The 19,486-nt window shown below is 71.3% G+C and carries 20 protein-coding genes; 11 read left to right on the forward strand and 9 right to left on the reverse strand.

Going from position 1 to position 19,486, the window contains the following annotated elements:
- Positions 1 to 51: 51 nt before the first annotated feature.
- The gene (locus ACK8N7_RS12610; protein WP_500442310.1) at positions 52 to 696 is read right to left on the reverse strand and encodes a PH domain-containing protein; all 645 of its coding nucleotides are present in this window, start codon (positions 694 to 696) and stop codon (positions 52 to 54) included.
- Between the two features lie 160 nt (positions 697 to 856).
- On the opposite strand from ACK8N7_RS12610, the gene deoC reads away from it, so the two are divergent.
- From deoC to ACK8N7_RS12625, 3 genes are read left to right on the forward strand one after another with little or no spacing between them, the layout of a single operon-like run.
- A complete protein-coding gene (deoC, locus tag ACK8N7_RS12615) occupies positions 857 to 1,804 on the forward strand; it encodes a deoxyribose-phosphate aldolase (protein ID WP_500445734.1) in 948 nt (315 codons plus the stop codon).
- Between the two features lie 6 nt (positions 1,805 to 1,810).
- On the forward strand, positions 1,811 to 3,247 hold the full coding sequence (locus tag ACK8N7_RS12620; protein WP_433402425.1) for an aldehyde dehydrogenase family protein: 1,437 nt from the start codon (positions 1,811 to 1,813) through the stop codon (positions 3,245 to 3,247).
- Complete coding sequence (locus ACK8N7_RS12625; RefSeq protein ID WP_500442313.1) at positions 3,240 to 4,157, forward strand: aldehyde dehydrogenase family protein; 918 nt, start codon at positions 3,240 to 3,242, stop codon at positions 4,155 to 4,157. The genes ACK8N7_RS12620 and ACK8N7_RS12625 overlap by 8 nt, the downstream gene beginning before the upstream one ends.
- A 72-nt stretch (positions 4,158 to 4,229) precedes the next feature.
- Here the strand turns inward: ACK8N7_RS12625 and ACK8N7_RS12630 are convergent, their stop codons facing one another.
- A complete protein-coding gene (locus ACK8N7_RS12630; RefSeq protein ID WP_411117395.1) occupies positions 4,230 to 4,649 on the reverse strand; it encodes a hypothetical protein in 420 nt (139 codons plus the stop codon).
- Positions 4,650 to 4,711: 62 nt separating this feature from the next.
- Between ACK8N7_RS12630 and ACK8N7_RS12635 the strand changes: the two genes are divergently transcribed.
- A complete protein-coding gene (locus ACK8N7_RS12635; RefSeq protein ID WP_500442314.1) occupies positions 4,712 to 5,428 on the forward strand; it encodes a uridine kinase family protein in 717 nt (238 codons plus the stop codon).
- A gap of 21 nt (positions 5,429 to 5,449) precedes the next feature.
- Here ACK8N7_RS12635 and ACK8N7_RS12640 read toward each other — a convergent pair whose 3' ends face one another.
- The 4 genes from ACK8N7_RS12640 to ACK8N7_RS12655 form a co-directional block, all read right to left on the reverse strand.
- Positions 5,450 to 6,508: a hypothetical protein gene (locus ACK8N7_RS12640; RefSeq protein ID WP_500442315.1), complete on the reverse strand. Its 1,059-nt coding sequence runs from the start codon at positions 6,506 to 6,508 to the stop codon at positions 5,450 to 5,452.
- A 4-nt stretch (positions 6,509 to 6,512) separates the two neighbouring features.
- On the reverse strand, positions 6,513 to 8,777 hold the full coding sequence (locus tag ACK8N7_RS12645; protein ID WP_500442317.1) for a hypothetical protein: 2,265 nt from the start codon (positions 8,775 to 8,777) through the stop codon (positions 6,513 to 6,515).
- 67 nt (positions 8,778 to 8,844) lie between these two features.
- Positions 8,845 to 9,312 (reverse strand): hypothetical protein, encoded by a 468-nt coding sequence (locus ACK8N7_RS12650; RefSeq protein WP_500445735.1) that lies wholly within the window; start codon positions 9,310 to 9,312, stop codon positions 8,845 to 8,847.
- Between the two features lie 368 nt (positions 9,313 to 9,680).
- Entirely contained in the window at positions 9,681 to 10,478 is a 798-nt protein-coding gene (locus ACK8N7_RS12655; RefSeq protein WP_500442319.1) for a SigE family RNA polymerase sigma factor, read from the reverse strand.
- Positions 10,479 to 10,671: 193 nt separating this feature from the next.
- On the opposite strand from ACK8N7_RS12655, the gene afsQ1 reads away from it, so the two are divergent.
- The 5 genes from afsQ1 (at position 10,672) to ACK8N7_RS12680 (ending at position 14,508) form a co-directional block, all read left to right on the forward strand.
- Positions 10,672 to 11,349 carry a two-component system response regulator AfsQ1 gene (afsQ1, locus tag ACK8N7_RS12660; protein WP_403216377.1) on the forward strand — a complete coding sequence of 226 codons (678 nt, stop codon included), beginning with the start codon at positions 10,672 to 10,674 and terminating at the stop codon, positions 11,347 to 11,349.
- Positions 11,346 to 12,902, forward strand: coding sequence for an ATP-binding protein (locus ACK8N7_RS12665; protein ID WP_403216340.1), 1,557 nt, complete (start codon positions 11,346 to 11,348; stop codon positions 12,900 to 12,902). The genes afsQ1 and ACK8N7_RS12665 overlap by 4 nt, the downstream gene beginning before the upstream one ends.
- On the forward strand, positions 12,899 to 13,513 hold the full coding sequence (locus tag ACK8N7_RS12670) for a hypothetical protein (RefSeq protein WP_500442321.1): 615 nt from the start codon (positions 12,899 to 12,901) through the stop codon (positions 13,511 to 13,513). Before ACK8N7_RS12665 ends, ACK8N7_RS12670 begins: the two co-directional genes overlap by 4 nt.
- A 121-nt stretch (positions 13,514 to 13,634) precedes the next feature.
- Positions 13,635 to 14,207, forward strand: a complete 573-nt coding sequence (locus ACK8N7_RS12675) for a VanZ family protein (RefSeq protein WP_403216336.1) — start codon at positions 13,635 to 13,637, stop codon at positions 14,205 to 14,207.
- Between the two features lie 94 nt (positions 14,208 to 14,301).
- On the forward strand, positions 14,302 to 14,508 hold the full coding sequence (locus tag ACK8N7_RS12680) for a PspC domain-containing protein (RefSeq protein ID WP_403216334.1): 207 nt from the start codon (positions 14,302 to 14,304) through the stop codon (positions 14,506 to 14,508).
- A gap of 122 nt (positions 14,509 to 14,630) precedes the next feature.
- Here the strand turns inward: ACK8N7_RS12680 and ACK8N7_RS12685 are convergent, their stop codons facing one another.
- Both ACK8N7_RS12685 and ACK8N7_RS12690 read right to left on the reverse strand, forming a co-directional pair.
- Positions 14,631 to 14,933, reverse strand: a complete 303-nt coding sequence (locus tag ACK8N7_RS12685; protein ID WP_015610922.1) for a hypothetical protein — start codon at positions 14,931 to 14,933, stop codon at positions 14,631 to 14,633.
- 134 nt (positions 14,934 to 15,067) lie between these two features.
- The gene (locus tag ACK8N7_RS12690) at positions 15,068 to 16,222 is read right to left on the reverse strand and encodes an adenosine deaminase (protein WP_500442324.1); all 1,155 of its coding nucleotides are present in this window, start codon (positions 16,220 to 16,222) and stop codon (positions 15,068 to 15,070) included.
- A gap of 103 nt (positions 16,223 to 16,325) precedes the next feature.
- On the opposite strand from ACK8N7_RS12690, the gene ACK8N7_RS12695 reads away from it, so the two are divergent.
- Positions 16,326 to 17,087, forward strand: coding sequence for a dienelactone hydrolase family protein (locus ACK8N7_RS12695; RefSeq protein WP_403216330.1), 762 nt, complete (start codon positions 16,326 to 16,328; stop codon positions 17,085 to 17,087).
- Positions 17,088 to 17,128: 41 nt separating this feature from the next.
- On the opposite strand, the gene ACK8N7_RS12700 is transcribed toward ACK8N7_RS12695, so the two are convergent.
- Positions 17,129 to 18,082, reverse strand: coding sequence for a LysR family transcriptional regulator (locus ACK8N7_RS12700; protein ID WP_403216328.1), 954 nt, complete (start codon positions 18,080 to 18,082; stop codon positions 17,129 to 17,131).
- A gap of 62 nt (positions 18,083 to 18,144) precedes the next feature.
- On the opposite strand from ACK8N7_RS12700, the gene ACK8N7_RS12705 reads away from it, so the two are divergent.
- Positions 18,145 to 19,452: an MFS transporter gene (locus ACK8N7_RS12705; protein WP_500442326.1), complete on the forward strand. Its 1,308-nt coding sequence runs from the start codon at positions 18,145 to 18,147 to the stop codon at positions 19,450 to 19,452.
- The last annotated feature ends 34 nt before the right edge of the window (positions 19,453 to 19,486 follow it).

Below are 19,486 nucleotides of genomic sequence, written 5' to 3' on the forward strand. Positions count from 1 at the left end.
GAGGCGTGCGAGCTCCAGCAGATCGCCGCACGCGCGATGTGCGGGCCGCTCTCAGCCGATCGCCGCCAGCACCACGAACAGGACGATCCCCGCGACGGCCGGGGCGATCACCTCGTACGCCCAGCGCACCGAGCCCGTGGTGGTCCCACCGGCCGGGTCGCCCGCCTTCTCGGCGAGCCCCCGCAGCTCCACGATCGTCTGGTCGGCGGCCGCGACGGGCGGGACGGTGTGCCGGTGGGCGTCGGCGGCCGCGCCGGGCGAGAACCGGCCGTAGGCGTCCTTGTGCGGCGCACGGCCCGCCGCGCGCGAGGCGCGCTTGCGGTCGCGCAGCGAGACGGGCACCGCCCAGAGCTGGTACCTGGTGCCGCCGGCGGCGATCAGCTCGGAGGAGTAGCCGGCCCGGACGTCGGCGACCTCGGTCCACGGCAGCAGGATCGTCCGGAACGGGTTACGGATGCGGATCCGCTCGTCGTTCACGAAGACTGCGGGCCGCAGGGTGAACGCCACGATCAGCGGCACCGCGGTGAGCAGGGCGGCCAGGGCCAGCCACGGCGCCTGTCCCTCGCCCTGGATCAGGGCGTCCCCGGCCATCACGGCGATCAGCGCCAGGAGCAGCACCCCGCAGACCAGCGCGGCTGTCGAGCGGTAGGTCCGGTCGGCGAACTGCGGCTCTGCGGGGGGTGTGGGGCTCGTCATGGGGCCGATTCTGCCTGACGGACCCGGAGGACGGGCCTCCGGCCATCGGGCCGGGCGGTCCCGCTCCGGAGAAGAAGTGGCGGAATGTGTGGCGGTGCGCACGGTTGGGCGCTCCCCCTGTACAGGTCGCTACGCGCGTAGATATGCTCCCCTGGTGACCATGCCCACCTCTGCTCCCGCATTTTCCGACGCGACGGCGTCCGACAGTGCGCTGCGCCGCTTCCTGTTCGGGCTGCCCGGCGTCGACGCCGTCGGCCTCGAAGCGCGCGCCGCCTCCCTCGGAACCCGTTCGATCAAGACGACGGCCAAGGCGTACGCCATCGATCTCGCCATCTCGATGATCGACCTGACGACGCTGGAAGGCGCGGACACCCCGGGCAAGGTCCGGGCTCTCGCCGCCAAGGCCGTCCACCCCGACCCGACCGACCGCGCGACCCCGCGTACCGCCGCGGTCTGCGTCTACCCCGACATGGCGGCCACCGCCGCCGCCGCGCTCGCCGGTTCCGGTGTGAAGGTGGCGTCCGTGGCGACCGCCTTCCCGGCCGGCCGCGCCGCGCTGGACATCAAGCTCGCGGACGTCCGCGACGCCGTGGCCGCGGGGGCCGACGAGATCGACATGGTGATCGACCGGGGGGCCTTCCTCTCCGGCCGGTTCATGAAGGTCTACGAGGAGATCCTCGCCGTGAAGGCCGAGTGCGGCACCGCCCGCCTCAAGGTGATCTTCGAGACCGGTGAGCTGTCCACGTACGACAACATCCGCCGGGCCTCCTGGCTCGGGATGCTGGCCGGCGCGGACTTCATCAAGACCTCGACCGGCAAGGTGGCCACCAACGCCACCCCCGCCAACACCCTGCTGATGCTGGAGGCCGTGCGCGACTTCCGGGCGCAGACCGGCGTACAGATCGGTGTGAAGCCGGCCGGCGGCATCCGCACCACCAAGGACGCGGTCAAGTTCCTGGTGCTGGTGAACGAGACGGCGGGCGAGGACTGGCTGGACAACCACTGGTTCCGGTTCGGCGCCTCCAGCCTCCTCAACGACCTGCTGATGCAGCGCCAGAAGCTCAGCACCGGCCGTTACTCCGGCCCCGATTACGTGACGGTGGACTGATACGCCATGGCATCTGCATTCGAGTACGCACCGGCGCCGGAGTCCCGCTCCGTCGTCGACATCGCCCCCTCGTACGGGCTGTTCATCGACGGCGAGTTCACCGAGGCCGCCGACGGCAAGGTCTTCAAGACCGTCTCGCCGAGCACCGAGGAGGTGCTCTCCGAGGTCGCACAGGCAGGCGCTGCGGACGTGGACCGGGCCGTGAAGGCGGCACGCAAGGCGTTCGAGAAGTGGTCGGCGCTGCCCGGCTCCGAGCGCGCCAAGTACCTGTTCCGGATCGCGCGGATCATCCAGGAGCGCAGCCGTGAGCTGGCCGTCCTGGAGACCCTCGACAACGGCAAGCCGATCAAGGAGACCCGCGACGCGGACCTCCCGCTGGTCGCGGCGCACTTCTTCTACTACGCGGGCTGGGCCGACAAGCTGGACCACGCGGGGTACGGGGCGAACCCCCGGCCGCTGGGTGTGGCGGGCCAGGTCATCCCGTGGAACTTCCCGCTGCTGATGCTCGCGTGGAAGATCGCCCCGGCGCTCGCCACGGGCAACACGGTGGTGCTGAAGCCCGCCGAGACGACCCCGCTCTCCGCGCTGTTCTTCGCGGACATCTGCCGCCAGGCGGGGCTGCCGAAGGGTGTCGTCAACATCCTGACGGGTTACGGGGACGCGGGCGAGGCCCTCGTCACGCACCCGGACGTCAACAAGGTCGCCTTCACCGGCTCGACCGCCGTCGGCAAGGCCATCGCGCGCTCCGTCGCGGGCACGGACAAGAAGGTCACGCTGGAGCTGGGCGGCAAGGGCGCCAACATCGTCTTCGACGACGCCCCCATCGACCAGGCCGTCGAGGGCATCGTCACCGGGATCTTCTTCAACCAGGGCCAGGTCTGCTGCGCGGGGTCCCGGCTGCTGGTCCAGGAGTCGGTCCAGGACGAGGTGCTGGACGCGCTGAAGCGCAGGCTCTCCACGCTGCGGCTGGGCGACCCGCTGGACAAGAACACCGACATCGGCGCGATCAACTCCGCCGAGCAGCTCTCCCGGATCACCGCCCTGGTGGAGACCGGCGAGGCGGAGGGCGCGGAGCGCTGGAGCGCCCCCTGCGAACTGCCGTCGTCGGGGTACTGGTTCGCCCCGACCCTCTTCACCAACGTCACCCAGGCCCACACGGTCGCCCGTGACGAGATCTTCGGCCCCGTGCTCTCCGTCCTCTCGTTCCGTACCCCGGACGAGGCGGTCGCCAAGGCCAACAACAGCCAGTACGGCCTCTCCGCCGGCATCTGGACGGAGAAGGGCTCCCGGATCCTCGCGGTGGCGAACAAGCTCCGCGCGGGCGTCGTCTGGGCCAACACGTTCAACAAGTTCGACCCGACGTCGCCCTTCGGCGGCTACAAGGAGTCGGGCTACGGCCGCGAGGGCGGCCGCCACGGCCTGGAGGCGTACCTCGATGTCTGAACAGAACCGTCTTGGCGTCTTCAAGACCTACAAGCTGTACGTCGGGGGCAAGTTCCCCCGCTCCGAGAGCGGCCGGGTGTACGAGGTGACGGACTCCAGGGGCCAGTGGCTCGCCAACGCGCCGCGGTCCTCCCGCAAGGACGCACGTGACGCGGTCGTGGCCGCGCGCAAGGCGTTCGGCGGCTGGTCGGGCGCGACCGCGTACAACCGCGGCCAGGTCCTCTACCGCGTCGCCGAGATGCTGGAGGGCCGCAAGGAGCAGTTCGTCCGCGAGGTCGCCGCGTCCGAGGGGCTGTCGAAGTCCAAGGCGGCGGCCGTGGTCGACGCGGCGATCGACCGCTGGGTCTGGTACGCGGGCTGGACCGACAAGATCGGGCAGATCTCCGGCGGGGCCAACCCGGTGGCGGGCCCGTTCTTCAACCTCTCCACCCCCGAGCCGACCGGTGTCGTCACCGTGCTCGCACCGCAGAAGTCGTCGTTCCTCGGGCTGGTCTCGGTGATCGCCCCGGTGATCGCGACCGGCAACACGGCGGTCGTCATCGCCTCCGCCGACGCCCCCCTGCCCGCGCTCTCGCTGGGCGAGGTGCTGGCCACCTCCGACGTTCCCGGCGGTGTGGTCAACATCCTGTCGGGCGCCACGGCTGAGCTGGCGGCCCCGCTCGCCGCCCACCAGGACGTCAACGCGATCGACCTCACCGGCGCCGACGCCGAGCTGGCCAAGGAGCTGGAGATCGCGGCGGCGGACAACCTGAAGCGGGTCCTGCGGCCGCTCGCCGCCGAGGCGGACGGCTCGGACGCCTCCACCGACTGGCTGGCCGCGCCGGGTACGCACCGGCTGACGGCCTTCCTGGAGACCAAGACGGTCTGGCACCCGACGGGTGCGCTGGGGGCCTCGGGCTCGTCGTACTGACGTTCCCGCCCTGGTACGCCGGAAGGGGCCGCCCCCGTGAACGGGGCGGCCCCTTCCGGCGTGCCGCAGGCGTCAGCCCGTGACCAGCCGGGTCACCTGCCCCACCACCGGCAGGTCGCTCAGCGCGCCGCCGCTGGTGAGGGGGTCGGTGAGCACCGCGGTGGTCACCGGCTGGAAGTCGGCGATCTGGGTGCCCACCGCGTTGTCCAGCGGGTCAACCCCCGTGTTGGCCAGCGGGTGCAGCTGGAGGTCGGTGATCGGGGCGACACTGCTGGCGAGTGAGGTCCCGAGCGCGCTGGTCACCGCGGGCCCGGCGCTCTCGGTGACCGCCTGGACGGCCGTGACGCCCTGCTCGGGGATCTCGGCGACCGGGGGCAGGGAGACGGCCTGCGCGGAGCCCGCACCGGCCCCCAGGGCCGCTCCCAGCGCGGTCACGGTCAGACCGGCGCGCAGCAGAGCGCGACGTTCGGGCTTGCGTGCATGACGTGCCATGTTTTCCACCTGATCGAGCCTGGTCGGGTAATGGTCTGTACACGCAGAGTAGTTGAGGTGTGATGCTGGATACCAACAAGAGGCCCGAGTGGTCCCCTGCGCGGGTCAATGCCTCACACTTCTGTTCTGTGAGTTCCAGTTCCCAACCGATCCCGACCCGCGTCGTGCTGCTCGCGGGCCCCTCCGGCTCCGGCAAGTCCGTCCTTGCCGCCCGCACCGGCCTCCCGGTGCTGCGCCTGGACGACTTCTACAAAGAGGCCGGTGACCCGACGCTGCCCCAGGTCCCCGGCTCCACGGACATCGACTGGGACTCCGCCGGGTCCTGGGACGCGGGCGCGGCGGTGGCGGCCATCGCCGAGCTGTGCCGGTCCGGCCGTACGGACGTTCCGGTGTACGACATCGCCACCAGCTCCCGTACGGACCACGAGACCTTCCACATCGGGCGCTCGCCGCTCTTCGTGGCCGAGGGCATCTTCGCGGCGGACATCGCGGGGCGCTGCCAGGAGCTGGGGCTGCTGGCGGACGCGCTGTGCCTGCGCGGCCGCCCCTCCACGACGTTCCGGCGGCGGCTGGTGCGGGATCTGCGCGAGGGCCGCAAGTCGGTGCCGTTCCTGCTGCGGCGCGGCTGGCGGCTGATGCGGGCCGAGCGGCGCATCGTGGCCCGCCAGACGGCGCTGGGGGCGTACCCGTGCGGCAAGGACGAGGCGTTGGGGCGGTTCGCCGCCGCGGCGGCGGGGCGGTGCCGCCGGGCGAGCGTGGGGGCGCCGGTCCCGGAGTAGGGACGGGCGCCCCGTTCGCGCTCAGCCGGTGGGGGCCGCGCAGTCGAAGGTCTTGGCTGCGGCCTTCATGAAGGGGGCGAAGTACGCGTCCCGCTTCGGAAGGTCCGGGTGGCTCTTTCTCGCCTCCAGGTACTGGAGACCCAACTCGGATGTCACGTAGAGGGGTCCGCCTTCGGCACAGGGCAGAATCATCGCCTGCGGGCTGACGAACTCGGCCTCCCGGCCGTCCGGCGCCTTGCCCTTGCTCGTGCCCGGTGCCTTCCGCACGGCAGCGGCGATCAGGGGGTCCTTGGACGCCGTGTAGGTGATGAATCCGTCCGCACGGACGGACTCACGTGAGCGGTCATCCAGGGTCAGCTTGCAGGACCACAGGTCGGCGGGGGCCTTCTGGCCTGCTTCGAGCACCTTGGTACCCGTCGGCACCTGGCCGCGTACGGCGAAGCCGTCCAATCGGCAGACCTGGCCCTCCGAGACCGGACGGGCCTCGTCGGAGACGGGCGACACGAGCGGTCCGGGCTTCTCGGGGAGGTCACCGCACTTCGCGGCGGCCGCGACGGCACGGGCGGTGTCGGTGACCAGCGCGGCGAAAGCGTCTCGGCCGGAAACCGGCTTGGTGGTACTGACCCTGACGATCACCGGCTGGGTGTCCCAGCACTTCTCGGGCAGCAGGGCCCACCCCGTGTACGTGTCGACCCCGCCGGTCACCTTGCCGGAGAAGAACGACGTCGTCGACAGTGCCGGTGACCGACCGGCCCCGACGAGGTCGTCGCCCTGCTCCTCCCAGACCCGTACCGTCAGCTCGCTCTCCCCGGAGCCGAGCGCGACGGACGACTTCTTGATCCGGCACACCGTGTCCGTCAGGTCGTCGTCGAGACCAGCTCCGTCGGCGTCCAGTCGGCCGGATCCCGGGAGGACCGCGTCCGTCTCCTCCGCCGAGACCAGCCCCCCGCAGAGCCGGTCCTCCGTCAGTACGTTGGTGTTGCGCCAGGCGTGCAGCAGCCCCGCGACCACCACGACCAGGACGGCCACGACAGCCCAGACCCTCCACGCCGGCCGCGTACGGCCCTCTGCTGTGCTCACGTGCTCACTTCCTGGTTCGCAGGGCCGAGTACGCTTCCTCACGGCCGGTGATGTAACTCTGCTTCGCCTCGCCCTTGGCGTTCTCGGCGGCGTCGCTGCCCTTGGCGTCCCGGGTCTCGGCCCAGGAGTCGATGAGGTTGTTGGTGCCGGCGATGCCGCCCGCGGTCTCCCTGCTGACGTCGGCGCGTGCGACGTTCTCCTTCTCGGTGATGACGTCCTTGGACCACTCGTACGTGGCGGCGTCCACGGCGCGTTGGGCGATGTCTCCGACCTGCGGGATCGTGTTGGCCAGGGCCCCGAAGCCGTGGTAGGCGTAACGGGCCTGGTCGTTGATCTTCCCGACCTCGGCGTCCCGGACGTCGAGCACCATGTCCGTGCCGATGGCGTTCATCCCGCCGAAGGCCTCACCGACGTGGCGGGACTTGACGTCCCAGCTGGTGACGTTCTCCGTCAGGGCGCTCTGGGGCACCTGGCGGCCGGTCTCCAGGTACTCCGCCGCGTAGAGCCGCTGGCCCTCGTACAGCGAGTCGAAGACCCGTACCGGCTCGCCCTTGTCGTTCTCGCCGATCACACCGTCGGAGACGCCACGCATCACCCGCAGCAGACTCTCCTTGCTGTTCGTGATGGAGGCGCCGTCGCCGGATCCGGTGGGGCCGTCCTGGCCGACCGGGCTGTTCGGCGCGTAGCCGCCCAGGATGGCGTGCGTGTCCGCCGTGTAGTCGTTCAGCGCGCGGCCGAGCGGTGCCTTGAGGGCCTCGGGGACGGTGTCGCCCTGGGCGCCCTTGTCCAGCGTCGCGATGACCCCCTGCATCATCCGGGCCTGGCCCTCGCTGTGCGGTCCCGGCTTGCCCAGCGGCGTACCGGGCTGCTCCCCCGTCGTCCCGGCCTCCAGCGCGAGCCCCAGGCCGTGGCGGCTGAGCGGGTCGTCGGTGGTCATGACCCTGGGGCCGGCCACGATGTGCTGCTGCGGCCACTCGCGTGCGTCGTCCCCCTGGCCCACCAGATAGTCGAGGTGGGCCTGGCCGTTCTCCAGCTTCGGGTCGAAGAAGGAGGTGGCCGCGTCGGGATTCTTGCTCATCACACCGAGCAGGCTGTCGAGCGCGTCGGCCCGGCCCTCCCGGTGGTTGCCGCCCCACTGCTCGAATATGGTGCGGTTGTCCTTCTCGGCGGCGATCATGTCGTGGCCGAGCTGGTTGAGGAACTGGTCGTCGAACGGCACGTCGGCGCGCGTCATCATCTCGACGAACGGGCGGTAGCCGTACATCGGGTTGGTCTTCGAGTCGAAGTTCTTGGCCCCGGCCTCCTTGAGGCCCTCGGTGAACTTCTTGTAGAACGCGCCGTCGGGGCTGTTCAGCCAGGCCTGGTACTTCGCGGAGCCGGGCCCCGCGTCCGCCATCGAACCGGGAACCTCGGTGGCTGTCGCCACCGTGTTGGCCAGTCCGCCCAGGAGCTTCGTGTACTGGTCGGCGGAGGACCCGCCGTCCCGCTCCCGGTCGGACATGACGTCGCTCAGCTTGACGAGGCCGTCGGGGCCCAGCTTGTTGAGCAACGACTGGGACCACGCCTTGTCGCCGGCCTGGTCCCGCATCGCCCGTTCCATCTCGGCGAGGTCGGCGTCGGAGACCTTCTTGCCGTCGCGCAGACGCTCCGCGATCTCCTCGGTGTTGCGCAGCTCGTACTGCTCGATGTCGCCGAGAGCCTTGCCGTTGAAGCCGTTGGTCGTGCCGTCCAAGGGGTCGGAGTCCTTCACGACCGCCTTCAGCGCGATCTCGACACCGGTGTCCGCGTCCGTCGTCTGCGCGACCAGGCGGTCGATCGCCCGCTGCCACGAACTGACCGCGTCGCGTACGGACTTCTGGTAGTCCGGGTCGTGGTGGTACGCGCTCTTCGAACCCGCGCTCAGGCTCGACATGTCGAAGGTGACCCGGCCGGAGTCCGAGACCAGCATGTCGGCCTTGAGGGCGTCGGTCCGCGTCGTCTGGAGCTTGGTCTTGAACCCCGTGAACTGGGTGTACGCGTCCCGGAGCAGCGAGGCGATCGCCTTGGCCTGGGTCTGGGCCGCCCGGTACTCGTTGAGCGTGACGCGGAACTGCGCGTTGGCGGCGTTCGCGCTCTGGCCGATCCAGGTCGGCTGCAGCGTGATGCCCTGGACCTCTTTCTCGTAGTCCTTCTCACGCTTGTTGAACTCGCCCGCCATGGCAGTCCACTTCTCCGCCGCGGTGGTCAGAGCGGCCAGGTCCGTGGTCATGATCTCGTGATATGTGGGCATGCCCCTACCCCCGTTGTCCGGTATGCCTGATGAACGCGCCGATTCGGCTCTTCCCGCTTCGCAACGGTCAGTAGCCGTCGATGGCGGAGGGCAGGCGGAACTGCTGCCCGCTCAGCACATCGGCCCCCTGGAGGTTCACCCGGGCGGCGCTCAGGCCGTTGATGTCCGCCTCGAGCCGGTTCAGCAGGCCCTGCACCTGGTCGCCCCACGTCTTGTGCGCGTTCTTCAGCGCGCGTGAGGTGATCCATCCGTCGCCGTCCTTGGCGCCGAGCGCCTTGACCGCGGCCGATGTCTCCTCGTCCGTGTGGTCGCCGGCCGTCTTGGTCTGCGGCTTGATGCGCGTGCGGATGGCGTCGGCCGCGGCCTTCTTCTGCGCGGGGGTGGAGGCCAGGGAGGGGCCGCCGCCGGGTGCGAAGGGCGACTTGTACCCGGGGGCGAAGGGGCCCTGGACGGGGCCGTTCGGGCCCTGCCCAGGCGCGTAGGGGCCGTACACGGGAGGCGGGAAAGGATCGGCCTGGACCTCGTTCAGCTGCATCGAGGCCGACGCCCCGCCCTCTGCGGACCCTGCTGCCTGATCGCCTGCCTGCCTGCTCACTTGACCCCCATGAGTTCCCTCGTACGCCCACGCTTGACGTGGTCCGCTCACACTAACAAGTACGTTTTCCGCCGCGCCCGCACGGCGAACGGGGCCGTACAGGACCCCCCCGGCCCGTACGACCCCGCTGCGTTTCCCCCGTGGCCAGCGCCTCCCCCGAAGCGATGGGCCCTTCCCCCGTGTTTCCCCCGGGCCCCCTCGGACCCCGTTTTCACTGCTCCCCCGTGGGTCCCCCACATGTCCCCCGTGGGTTCCCCGCTTCTCCCCCGTCGGCCCCTGCCTCCCCCGAAGCAGTGGCCCCCGTCGCCTCAGGCCACCAGCTCGCCGAAGGACTCCTGCTGGTCACGTCCGAAGCTGAGGACCTCGTCCTCGCGCAGCCGGCGGAGGGACCGCCAGATGCTCGACTTCACCGTGCCGACACTGATGTCGAGGATCGACGCGATCTCCGGGTCGGTGCGGCCCTCGTAGTACCGCAGGACCAGCATCGTGCGCTGGAGTTCGGGCAGCCGGGCGAGCGCCTGCCAGAGCACCGCCCGCAGCTCCGTGCCGCGCATCGCGTCCGTGTCGCCCACCGTCTCCGGGAGCTCCTCGGTCGGGTATTCGTTCAGCTTGCGCCGGCGCCAGGCGCTGATGTGCAGGTTGGTCATGGTGCGGCGCAGATAGCCGCCGACCGCCGCCTTGTCGCTGATCCTGTCCCACGCCCGGTACGTCGAGAAGAGGGCGCTCTGCAGCAGGTCCTCGGCCTCGAACCGGTCGCCGGTCAGGTGGTAGGCGGTCGCGTACAGGGAGGCCCGCCGCTCCTGGACGTAGGCCGTGAACGCCGCTTCGGCGCCCTCGGTCTCCGCCCGGTCGGTGCGGTCCCCCGTGACCTCCCCGTACACGCCTCGCCCGTTGTCCCCCGTGTTCTCCCCCGTGGTGGCGTCAACCACCGTCATGTACGGCTTGCGCATCTGCTCCGCAGCCGCCGACGGGTGCTGACGCCCGACGCCCCGAACACACCCCCGCATGTTCGTCACGTTCGCCGCGCCGGTCTTCTCCGCACTCCGGCCGACATCGTGGAGACGCGTCACAACTGCGCTTGAGCCGGTGCTGTGCAGTGCGTTCATCTCGCGCCCCCTTGTCGGTGGAGTTCGGTGGAGTCCGTTCGTTTCCTGCTGACCAAGAGCTTGCCGGGGCAGTTTCATGGCGCTGTCCTCCGACTGTCACAGGCCTGTCACAGGGGCAGTTGCGGCCGTGCCCGGACAGGTGGAGGAGGCCGCAGGTCGAACTGAAGCGCCACCATGGGCCAGAATGACGCTCGTGCCTTTCCTGTTGCTGATCGAGGACGACGACGCCATCCGCACGGCCCTCGAACTCTCGTTGTCACGCCAGGGCCACCGTGTGGCCACCGCGGCGACGGGAGAGGACGGCCTGGAGCTGCTGCGTGAGCAGCGCCCCGACCTGGTCGTGCTGGATGTGATGCTCCCCGGGATCGACGGTTTCGAGGTGTGCCGGCGTATCCGGCGCACCGACCAGCTGCCGATCATTCTGCTGACCGCGCGCAGCGACGACATCGACGTCGTGGTGGGACTGGAGTCCGGCGCGGACGACTATGTGGTCAAACCCGTCCAGGGCCGGGTGCTGGACGCCCGGATCCGGGCGGTGCTGCGCCGCGGCGAGCGCGAGTCGACCGACTCGGCGACCTTCGGCAACGTGGTCATCGACCGTTCCGCCATGACCGTGACCAAGGCCGGTGAGGATCTGCAGCTCACGCCGACCGAGCTGCGGCTCCTGCTGGAGCTGAGCCGCCGGCCCGGCCAGGCCCTCTCCCGCCAGCAGCTGCTGCGCCTGGTGTGGGAGCACGACTACCTGGGCGACTCACGTCTGGTGGACGCCTGTGTGCAGCGGCTGCGCGCCAAGGTGGAGGACGTGCCGTCCTCGCCGACCCTGATCCGTACGGTGCGGGGCGTGGGCTACCGGCTGGACACGCCTCAGTGACCGAGAGCGCCAAGCGGTCGATCCGGGCGGGGCTGCGCTGGACCAGTCTGCGGCTGCGGCTCGTCGTGGTGTTCGCGCTGGTGGCGCTGACCGCCGCGGTCTCCGCCTCGGGGATCGCGTACTGGCTCAACCGCGAGGCCGTGCTGACCCGTACGCAGGACACCGCTCTCGACGACTTCCGGCGGCAGATGCAGGACACGGCGGCGACGCTGCCGGTGCGGCCCACCAAGGACGACCTCCAGCGGGCCGCCGCGCAGATGGCGGCCGGCGGCCCCGGCTACAGCGTGCTGCTGGAGGACGAGCGCGAGCGCGGCAAGCCGATCGTCGGCTACTCCGACCTGGACACCTTCACCCGGGCCGACGTACCGGACTCGCTGCAGAAGCAGGTGGCCCGCAAGCAGCCGCTGACCTCGAACAACGAGCACGAGTACCACCTGTTCTGGCAGCGCACGAGCATCGCGGGCACCCCGTACCTGGTCGCCGGTACCCGGATCATCGGCGGCGGCCCGGCCGGGTACATGCTCAAGTCCCTCGACCAGGAGCGGCAGGACCTCAACTCGCTCGCCTGGTCGCTGGGGATCGCCACCACCCTGGCGCTGATCGGTTCGGCGCTGCTGGCCCAGGCCGCCGCGACGACGGTGCTGCGCCCGGTGCAGCGGCTCGGCGACGCCGCCCGCAAGCTCGGTGAGGGCAAGCTCGACACCCGGCTCACCGTCTCCGGTACGGACGAACTCGCCGACCTCTCCCGTACGTTCAACCGGACCGCGAGCTCGCTGGAGAAGAAGGTCGCGGACATGAGCGCCCGGGAGGAGTCGAGCCGGCGGTTCGTCGCCGACATGTCCCACGAGCTGCGCACCCCGCTGACCGCGATCACGGCGGTGGCCGAGGTGCTGGAGGACGAGGCGGACAGCCTCGACCCGATGATCGCGCCCGCCGTGCACCTCGTGGTCAGCGAGACCCGGCGGCTGAACGACCTGGTGGAGAACCTGATGGAGGTGACCCGCTTCGACGCGGGCACCGCACGTCTGGTCCTGGACGACGTCGACGTCGCCGACCAGGTCACCGCGTGCATCGACGCGCGGGCCTGGCTGGACGCGGTGGACCTGGACGCGGAGCGCGGCATGATGGTCCGGCTCGACCCGCGCCGGCTCGACGTGATCCTGGCCAACCTGATCGGCAACGCCCTCAAGCACGGCGGTTCGCCGGTGGGCGTCAGGGTGCGGACCGAGGGCGAGGAGCTGGTCATCGAGGTACGGGACCACGGTCCGGGCATCCCCGAGGAGGTGCTGCCGCACGTCTTCGACCGCTTCTACAAGGCCAGCGCCTCCCGGCCGCGTTCGGAGGGCAGCGGTCTCGGCCTCTCCATCGCCATGGAGAACGCGCACATCCACGGCGGTGACATCACGGCCGCCAACTCCCCCGACGGCGGGGCGGTCTTCGTCCTGCGGCTGCCGCGCGGCGCCTCGGAGCCGACCGAGGACGGGGCGGACGGACGGGACGGCGATGCCCGGTCCCGGGGTGTCGTGGACGACGGGGACGGTGGGGCGTCATGACGGGCACATCCCGGCGGCGGGGTGCCGTCGCCGCGCTCGGCGCCGTCGTGGCCGCCGCCGCGCTGGCGTCGGGGTGCGGGATCCGGACGACGTCCGTACCCGTGGACGCCGGGGCCGCACCGTCGCGGGTGCCGTGCAAGCTGCCGTCGGCGGACGTCACGACCCGGTCCCCGGACAGCGTCGCGGCACCCGTGTACCTGGTGTGCGCCTCACAGCTGGTGACCGTGGACCGGCCGGTGCCTGCGGGCCGGGCCGGTGCCGACCCGCTGGTGGCCGCCCGCGCCCTGCTGGACCAGGTGCAGCAGGCGCCGCCCGAGAACGAGCGCCGGGCCGGGTTCTCCACGGCGGTACCGGTGGGACTGCGGGTGGAGACCCCCCGCCCCGGTGACCCGGCGGGCACCCTGCGGCTGAGCAGCCAGCCCGAGGACCTGTCGGCGGAGGCGCTGGCGCAGCTGGTGTGCACGTACGCGGAGAACGACGCGCTCGTGACGGCGGGCTCGGTGGTCCTGGGCGGCCCCGGGGAGTACCCGCCGCGCGGCTATCTGTGCACCTCGCAGACGAAGTCCCGGCCGCAGGACGCGACGACCGCGGACGCGCTCGAACTGGACTGACCGGCCGGACGGCGGTGCTTTACGGGGACGTGGGCGCGGTGCCGTACGAAGACAGCGGGTGGCGTCCCCGTACGGCCTGCGGCGAAGTCACGGAACCGATCCTGCCGGTCGGGGCGTCTTGGTGGACGTGCGTCAAGGTTCGGACGGTCAGACCGTCATCCACTTCCGCGCGGCGGGGGTCACTCTCCTCCTGGCGCATCTGCTGCTCGTCGGGTGGCTGACGCTGCGCCCGCTGGACGTGCCCTGGATCACGGCCGCCAACTTCGAGCCGCTCGCCTCCATCAGAGCCGACCTCGCGCTGGGGCCGGTCGAGGCCACGCGCCGGATCGGCGGGGCGCTGCTCCTGCTGGCCCCGCTCGGGGTGCTGCTGCCGATGGCCGGGGGACGGATCTTCGTCTTCCCCTGGGTGTCGCTGCTGCGGACGGTGGCGGCCGGGGCGTTGATCTCGCTCGCCATCGAGCTGGGCCAGACCGGGGTGCCCGGTCAGGTGGTCGACATCGACTCGGTGCTGCTGAACACCACCGGCGTGGTCCTGGCCCATCTGCTGGTCGTCCCGGTCTGCCGGGCGCGGCTGCGCCGCCGGGGAGTGCCGGGCGTACGGGACCTGCCCCGGTACCGGCAGGAGACCCGTCTCAGGGACGAGGCCCCTGGGGGCCCGACCCCGACGATTACCAGGGTCGGCATCGCCCCGTAGAGCGATGCTTTGTACCCCTTCGCGGACGCACTATGGATACATCGGGAGCGGAACAGAGCCGCCCCCACCGCAACGGTTCGCGAAGGAGCTCACCATGGCCGCACTCGTCCGCCCCAGTGAAGGACGCATGATCGGCGGTGTGTGCGCGGGGCTGGCACGGCGCTTCGGCACCTCGGCCTCCACGATGCGCGTCATATTCGTCGTCTCCTGTCTGCTGCCCGGCCCGCAGTTCCTGCTCTACCTGGCGCTGTGGGCGCTGCTGCCCTCGGAGAAGTCCACCTCATCCGCGTCGGCCTGGTGACGCGACCGGCCTACGGGGAGCGGTCCGGCGTACGCACAGTGGGGCGCACACCCTGATCAGGATGTGCGCCCCACCGGCGTGTGCGGGTGCGCGCCGCGGGGCGGCGCGTCGGGGTGGTGCGGTCAGCCGCCGAGCGGGATGCCGTTGGCGGTGAGGCCCTGGGTGGGCAGTCCGCCGAGCAGGCCGGTGACCGGGGCGGCGGCGTCGGTGGCGTCGCCGCCGAGGATCTTGCCGACGGTCTCCTGGACCGGGGCGTTCTGGGCCGACTTGGCGACGGTGTCCAGCGCCATGGTGGAGACGGGGAGCGCGCCGGCCGCGGAGTCGAGCGGCAGCGCGGGGGCGGCGGAGGCGCTGCCGGCGGCGGCAGCGGCGAAAGCGGCACCGAGAACGGCGACACCGAGAGACTTGGCAGCAGACTTCTTCATGAAGAATTCATCCTTGGGGAAGGGGATGTGAGCGGCTCTGCAAGTTAGCCACCCCACTGCCCCGACCGCAAACATCCCGACACGCGAAAAATGGCCGGGATTTCGATTCCCGGCCATCTTCCGCACTTCGAACGTCAGCTCGCCGCGGCGGCAGAACCACTGGTCACAGCGGTCTGCCGGAAGAGCCACTCGGACTTCAGCTCGGCATATCCGGGCTTGACGACCTCGTTGATCATCGCGAGACGTTCATCGAAAGGAATGAAAGCTGATTTCATCGCATTGACGGTGAACCACTGCATGTCGTCGAGCGTGTATCCGAATGCCTCGGTCAGCAGCTCGAATTCACGGCTCATGCTCGTCCCGCTCATCAGCCGGTTGTCCGTGTTCACGGTGACGCGGAAATGCAGCTTCCGCAGCAGCCCGATCGGGTGCTCCGCGTACGAGGTGGCGGCACCGGTCTGGAGGTTGGACGTCGGGCACATCTCCAGCGGGATGCGCTTGTCGCGTACGTAGGAGGCGAGGCGGCCGAGGGTGACCGAGCCGTCCTCGGCGACCTCGATGTCGTCGATGATCCGCACCCCGTGGCCGAGCCGGTCGGCGCCGCACCACTGCAGGGCCTGCCAGATCGACGGCAGGCCGAAGGCCTCGCCCGCGTGGATCGTGAAGTGGTTGTTCTCCCGCTTGAGGTACTCGAACGCGTCGAGGTGGCGGGTGGGAGGGAAGCCTGCCTCGGCGCCCGCGATGTCGAAGCCGACGACACCGTGGTCGCGGTAGGTGTTGGCGAGTTCGGCGATCTCCAGCGCGCGGGCCGCGTGCCGCATCGCGGTGAGCAGGGCGCCGACGCGGATCCGGTGGCCGTTGGCGCGGGCGATGCGCTCGCCCTCGCGGAAGCCCTCGTTGACGGCCTCGACGACCTCTTCGAGGGTCAGGCCGCCCTCCAGGTGCTGCTCGGGGGCGTAACGGATCTCGGCGTAGACGACGCCGTCCTCGGCGAGGTCCTCGGCGCACTCCGCGGCCACCCGGAAGAGCGCGTCACGGGTCTGCATGACGGCGCAGGTGTGGGCGAAGGTCTCCAGATAGCGCTCCAGCGAACCGGAGTCGGCGGCCTCGCGGAACCAGATGCCGAGCTTGTCGGCCTCGGTCTCGGGGAGGGAGTCGTAACCCTGCGCGCGGGCCAGCTCGATGATCGTGCCCGGTCGCAGGCCGCCGTCGAGGTGGTCGTGGAGCAGCACCTTCGGGGCGCGCCGGATCTGGTCGGAATCAGGGACATTCTGGGTCTGGCTCGTCATCTGGGCACTCTAGCGCCTACGCGCGTAGAGCGCCTGTTGTCGATGCGCAACAGTGACCGGAAAGTCGGGTGGAGTACACCTGCTCTTCTGAGACTGTTCTGTCATGGCACAGCGCGCACTCCCCCTGCCTGCAGCCAGGCTGGGACGGGCCGTCACGACGGCCGGAGCACCATACGAGGTCAGCGGCGTGGTCCTGCTGCTCCCGGACGGCGAGGCCGACTCACGGCGCCGCCCCTCCCCCCTGTCGTACGCGGTCCAGCTGCCGTTCGCCCGTGCGCTGGCGCGCGCCGGGGAGGGGGACGGGCTGGCGGTGCACGTCCTGCGCTACCGCTGCCGCGGCTGGAACGCGGACGACGCGCACCCGGCCGAGGACGCCGCGTGGGCGGCCGACGAGGTCCAGCGGCGGTACGGGGATGTCCCCGTGTGCCTGGTCGGCCACGGGATGGGCGGGCGGGCGGCGCTGCGGGCGGCCGGGCACGGGGCGGTGACCTCGGTGCTGGCGATGGCCCCCTGGCTGCCGGAGCGGGCCGCCGCCGAACCGGAGCCGGTGAAGCAGCTCGTGGGGCGGCGGGTGCTGATCGTGCACGGCACCAACGACGAGCGCACCGACCCGGAGCTGTCGTACCGGCTGGCGGAGCGGGCGAAGAAGTCCAACCGGGACACCTGCCGCTTCGAGGTCCACTCCGACGGGCACGCGCTGCGCCAGCACCGCTCCGAAGTGGTGGCCCTGGCCGCCGACTTCGTCCGCGGCTCGCTCTTCGCCCGGTCCTACTCCCGGCCGGTCAAGGACGCGCTGGCCGCACCGCCGCCGCTCGGGCTGCGGATGCCTCTGGCCGCCGGGTTCGGGCGGTCGCTGCGGCACTGAACGCCGGGGCGGCCCCGGGCGCCCGTCCCCGCGCGCACCCCTCAGTCCGGCAGCAGGTTCCCCCGCCGCGAGAGCAGGAACCGCTTGAAGGCCGCGACCGGCGGGGTGTCGGGGTGCCCGTCCAGCCAGGCGACCCCGATCTCGCGGACCGCGCGCGGCGCCGTCACCGTCAGCTCGACGACGCCCGGGCGGGCGACCGCGGGCGGCGGGAGCAGCGCCACGCCGAGGCCGGCGGCGACCAGCCCGCGCAGGGTTTCGGCCTCCTCGCCCTCGAAGGCGACGCGCGGGGTGAAGCCCGCCTCCGTGCAGAGGTCGTCGGTGATCCGGCGGAGCCCGTAACCCGGCTCCAGGGTCACGAACGTCTCGTCGGCGGCCTCCGCGAGACGGATGCGGCGGCGGGAGGCGAGGCGGTGGTCGTCGGGGACCACCAGGCGCAGGCGCTGTTCGTCCAGCCGGCGGGTGACCAGGTCGGGGGCGTCGGGCACGGGTGAGGTGAGGCAGAGGTCGAGGCCGCCGGCGCGCAGCCGTTCGATCATCGCCTCGCCGTAGTTCTGGACGAGCTGGAAGCGGACCTTGGGGTGGTCGGCCCGGAAGCCGCGGATCAGGGCGGGCACGGTCTCCGAGCCCATGGTGTGCAGGAAGCCGAAGGAGACCCGGCCCGCCGTGGGGTCGGCGTCCGCCCGGACCGAGTCGGCGGCCTTCTCCACCTCGGCCAGGGCCCGTTCGGCCGAGGTGAGGAAGGTGCGGCCCGCCGGGGTGAGCGAGACGGTACGGCCCTTGCGGGCGAACAGGGCGACGCCCAGGTCCGCTTCGAGCCGGACCATGGCCCGCGAGAGCGTGGACTGCGGGACGCCGAGCTCGTGTGCGGCACGGGTCACATGCTCGTGGCGGGCGACCGCCTCGAAGTACGCGAGGCGTGGCGCGAGGACGGCCCGGATGTCTTCTTCGTAACTGCTCGGTGACAGCCGAGGCTGTGAGCTGGGTTGATGCACCATGGGATTGATTATGGCGGTTTCGTGCATTGGACGCATGAAACCGGGCGCTCTACGTTCGTCGTATGCCTCCCGCCGATACCGGGGCATCCACCGTCGTCGTGGATGCCTCTGCCCCGTCGTCCCCCGTCACCACCACTGCCGCTCCGGCGGGCGCCCATGAGCGCCTGGAGCCCGGCCGCCCCGGCTACCGCAGGATGAGCTTCGCGCTCTTCGCCGCCGGTGTCGCGGCCTTCGCCCTCCTCTACTCCACCCAGGCCCTGCTTCCCGCGATCTCCGCCTCGTACGGCGTGAGTGCCGGGCGGGCGAGCTGGACGGTCTCCGCGGCGACCGGCGCGCTGGCGCTGTGTGTGCTGCCGCTGAGCGCGCTGTCGGAGCGGTTCGGGCGGCGGCAGATGATGACGGCCTCGCTGACGGTCGCGGTCCTGGTCGGGATGCTGGTGCCGTTCGCGCCCTCGATCGGCTGGCTGATCGCACTGCGGGCGATCCAGGGCGCGGCGCTCGCCGGGCTTCCGGCTTCCGCGATGGCGTATCTCGCGGAGGAGGTCCGGCCCAAGGCGCTGATCGCCGCGATCGGGCTGTTCGTCGCGGGCAACAGCATCGGCGGCATGAGCGGCCGGATCCTCACCGGCTGGGTCGCCCAGCTGTGGGGCTGGCGCGCCGCGCTCGGGGCGGTCGGGCTGCTCGCGGTGGCGTGCGCCGTCGCCTTCCACTTCCTGATCCCCAGGGCCCGCAACTTCACCCCCGGTTCGCTGAACCCGAAGGCGCTGGCGAAGACCGTAGCCACCCATCTGGGCAACCCGCTGCTGGTGCGGCTGTACGCGATCGGCGCACTGTTCATGACGGTGTTCGGCGCGGTCTACACGGTGATCGGCTACCGCCTGGTCGAGGAGCCGTTCTCGCTGCCGCAGGGCATCGTCGGCTCGATCTTCCTCGTCTACCTGGTCGGTACGGTCTCCTCCGCCGCGGCCGGACGGCTGGTGGCCCGCCTCGGCCGCCGGGGCGCGCTCTATCTGGCGGTCTCCACCACGACGGCCGGGCTGCTGCTCTCGCTCGCCGACCAGCTGGCCGCCGTGCTGCTGGGCCTGGTGCTGATCACGGCCGGTTTCTTCGCCGGGCACGCGGTCGCCTCGTCCTCGGTGAGCCGGACCGCGACGACGGGCCGGGCGCAGGCCTCGGCGCTCTACCAGTCGGCGTACTACCTGGGCTCCAGCGCGGGCGGCACGCTGGGCGCCGTCGCCTTCCACGCGGGCGGCTGGGCGGCGACGGTGGCCCTGGGGCTGCTCGCGGTCCTCGGCGTCGTCTCCATCACGCTGTACGGGACCCGGGTGGCGCGGGCCGAGCGGCGGGCGCTGATCCCGGCGACACGGTGAGCCGGTAAGCGGGGATTACGGCCTCCGGTCAACC

This window comes from Streptomyces griseobrunneus, from assembly GCF_046713465.1.
Classification (GTDB): Bacteria; Actinomycetota; Actinomycetes; order Streptomycetales; family Streptomycetaceae; genus Streptomyces; species Streptomyces microflavus.

Bases quoted from the DNA above. Each gene is read 5' to 3' on its own strand.
- ACK8N7_RS12705 (WP_500442326.1), top strand. From the start codon at position 18,145: ATGCCTCCCGCCGATACCGGGGCATCCACCGTCGTCGTGGATGCCTCT.
- ACK8N7_RS12645 (WP_500442317.1), bottom strand. From the start codon at position 8,777: ATGCCCACATATCACGAGATCATGACCACGGACCTGGCCGCTCTGACC.
- ACK8N7_RS12690 (WP_500442324.1), bottom strand. From the start codon at position 16,222: ATGACGAGCCAGACCCAGAATGTCCCTGATTCCGACCAGATCCGGCGC.
- ACK8N7_RS12610 (WP_500442310.1), bottom strand. From the start codon at position 696: ATGACGAGCCCCACACCCCCCGCAGAGCCGCAGTTCGCCGACCGGACC.
- deoC (WP_500445734.1), top strand. From the start codon at position 857: ATGCCCACCTCTGCTCCCGCATTTTCCGACGCGACGGCGTCCGACAGT.
- ACK8N7_RS12650 (WP_500445735.1), bottom strand. From the start codon at position 9,312: ATGCAGCTGAACGAGGTCCAGGCCGATCCTTTCCCGCCTCCCGTGTAC.
- ACK8N7_RS12630 (WP_411117395.1), bottom strand. From the start codon at position 4,649: ATGGCACGTCATGCACGCAAGCCCGAACGTCGCGCTCTGCTGCGCGCC.
- ACK8N7_RS12685 (WP_015610922.1), bottom strand. From the start codon at position 14,933: ATGAAGAAGTCTGCTGCCAAGTCTCTCGGTGTCGCCGTTCTCGGTGCC.
- ACK8N7_RS12695 (WP_403216330.1), top strand. From the start codon at position 16,326: ATGGCACAGCGCGCACTCCCCCTGCCTGCAGCCAGGCTGGGACGGGCC.
- ACK8N7_RS12620 (WP_433402425.1), top strand. From the start codon at position 1,811: ATGGCATCTGCATTCGAGTACGCACCGGCGCCGGAGTCCCGCTCCGTC.
- ACK8N7_RS12670 (WP_500442321.1), top strand. From the start codon at position 12,899: ATGACGGGCACATCCCGGCGGCGGGGTGCCGTCGCCGCGCTCGGCGCC.
- ACK8N7_RS12700 (WP_403216328.1), bottom strand. From the start codon at position 18,082: ATGGTGCATCAACCCAGCTCACAGCCTCGGCTGTCACCGAGCAGTTAC.
- ACK8N7_RS12655 (WP_500442319.1), bottom strand. From the start codon at position 10,478: ATGAACGCACTGCACAGCACCGGCTCAAGCGCAGTTGTGACGCGTCTC.
- ACK8N7_RS12625 (WP_500442313.1), top strand. From the start codon at position 3,240: ATGTCTGAACAGAACCGTCTTGGCGTCTTCAAGACCTACAAGCTGTAC.
- ACK8N7_RS12680 (WP_403216334.1), top strand. From the start codon at position 14,302: ATGGCCGCACTCGTCCGCCCCAGTGAAGGACGCATGATCGGCGGTGTG.
- ACK8N7_RS12635 (WP_500442314.1), top strand. From the start codon at position 4,712: ATGCTGGATACCAACAAGAGGCCCGAGTGGTCCCCTGCGCGGGTCAAT.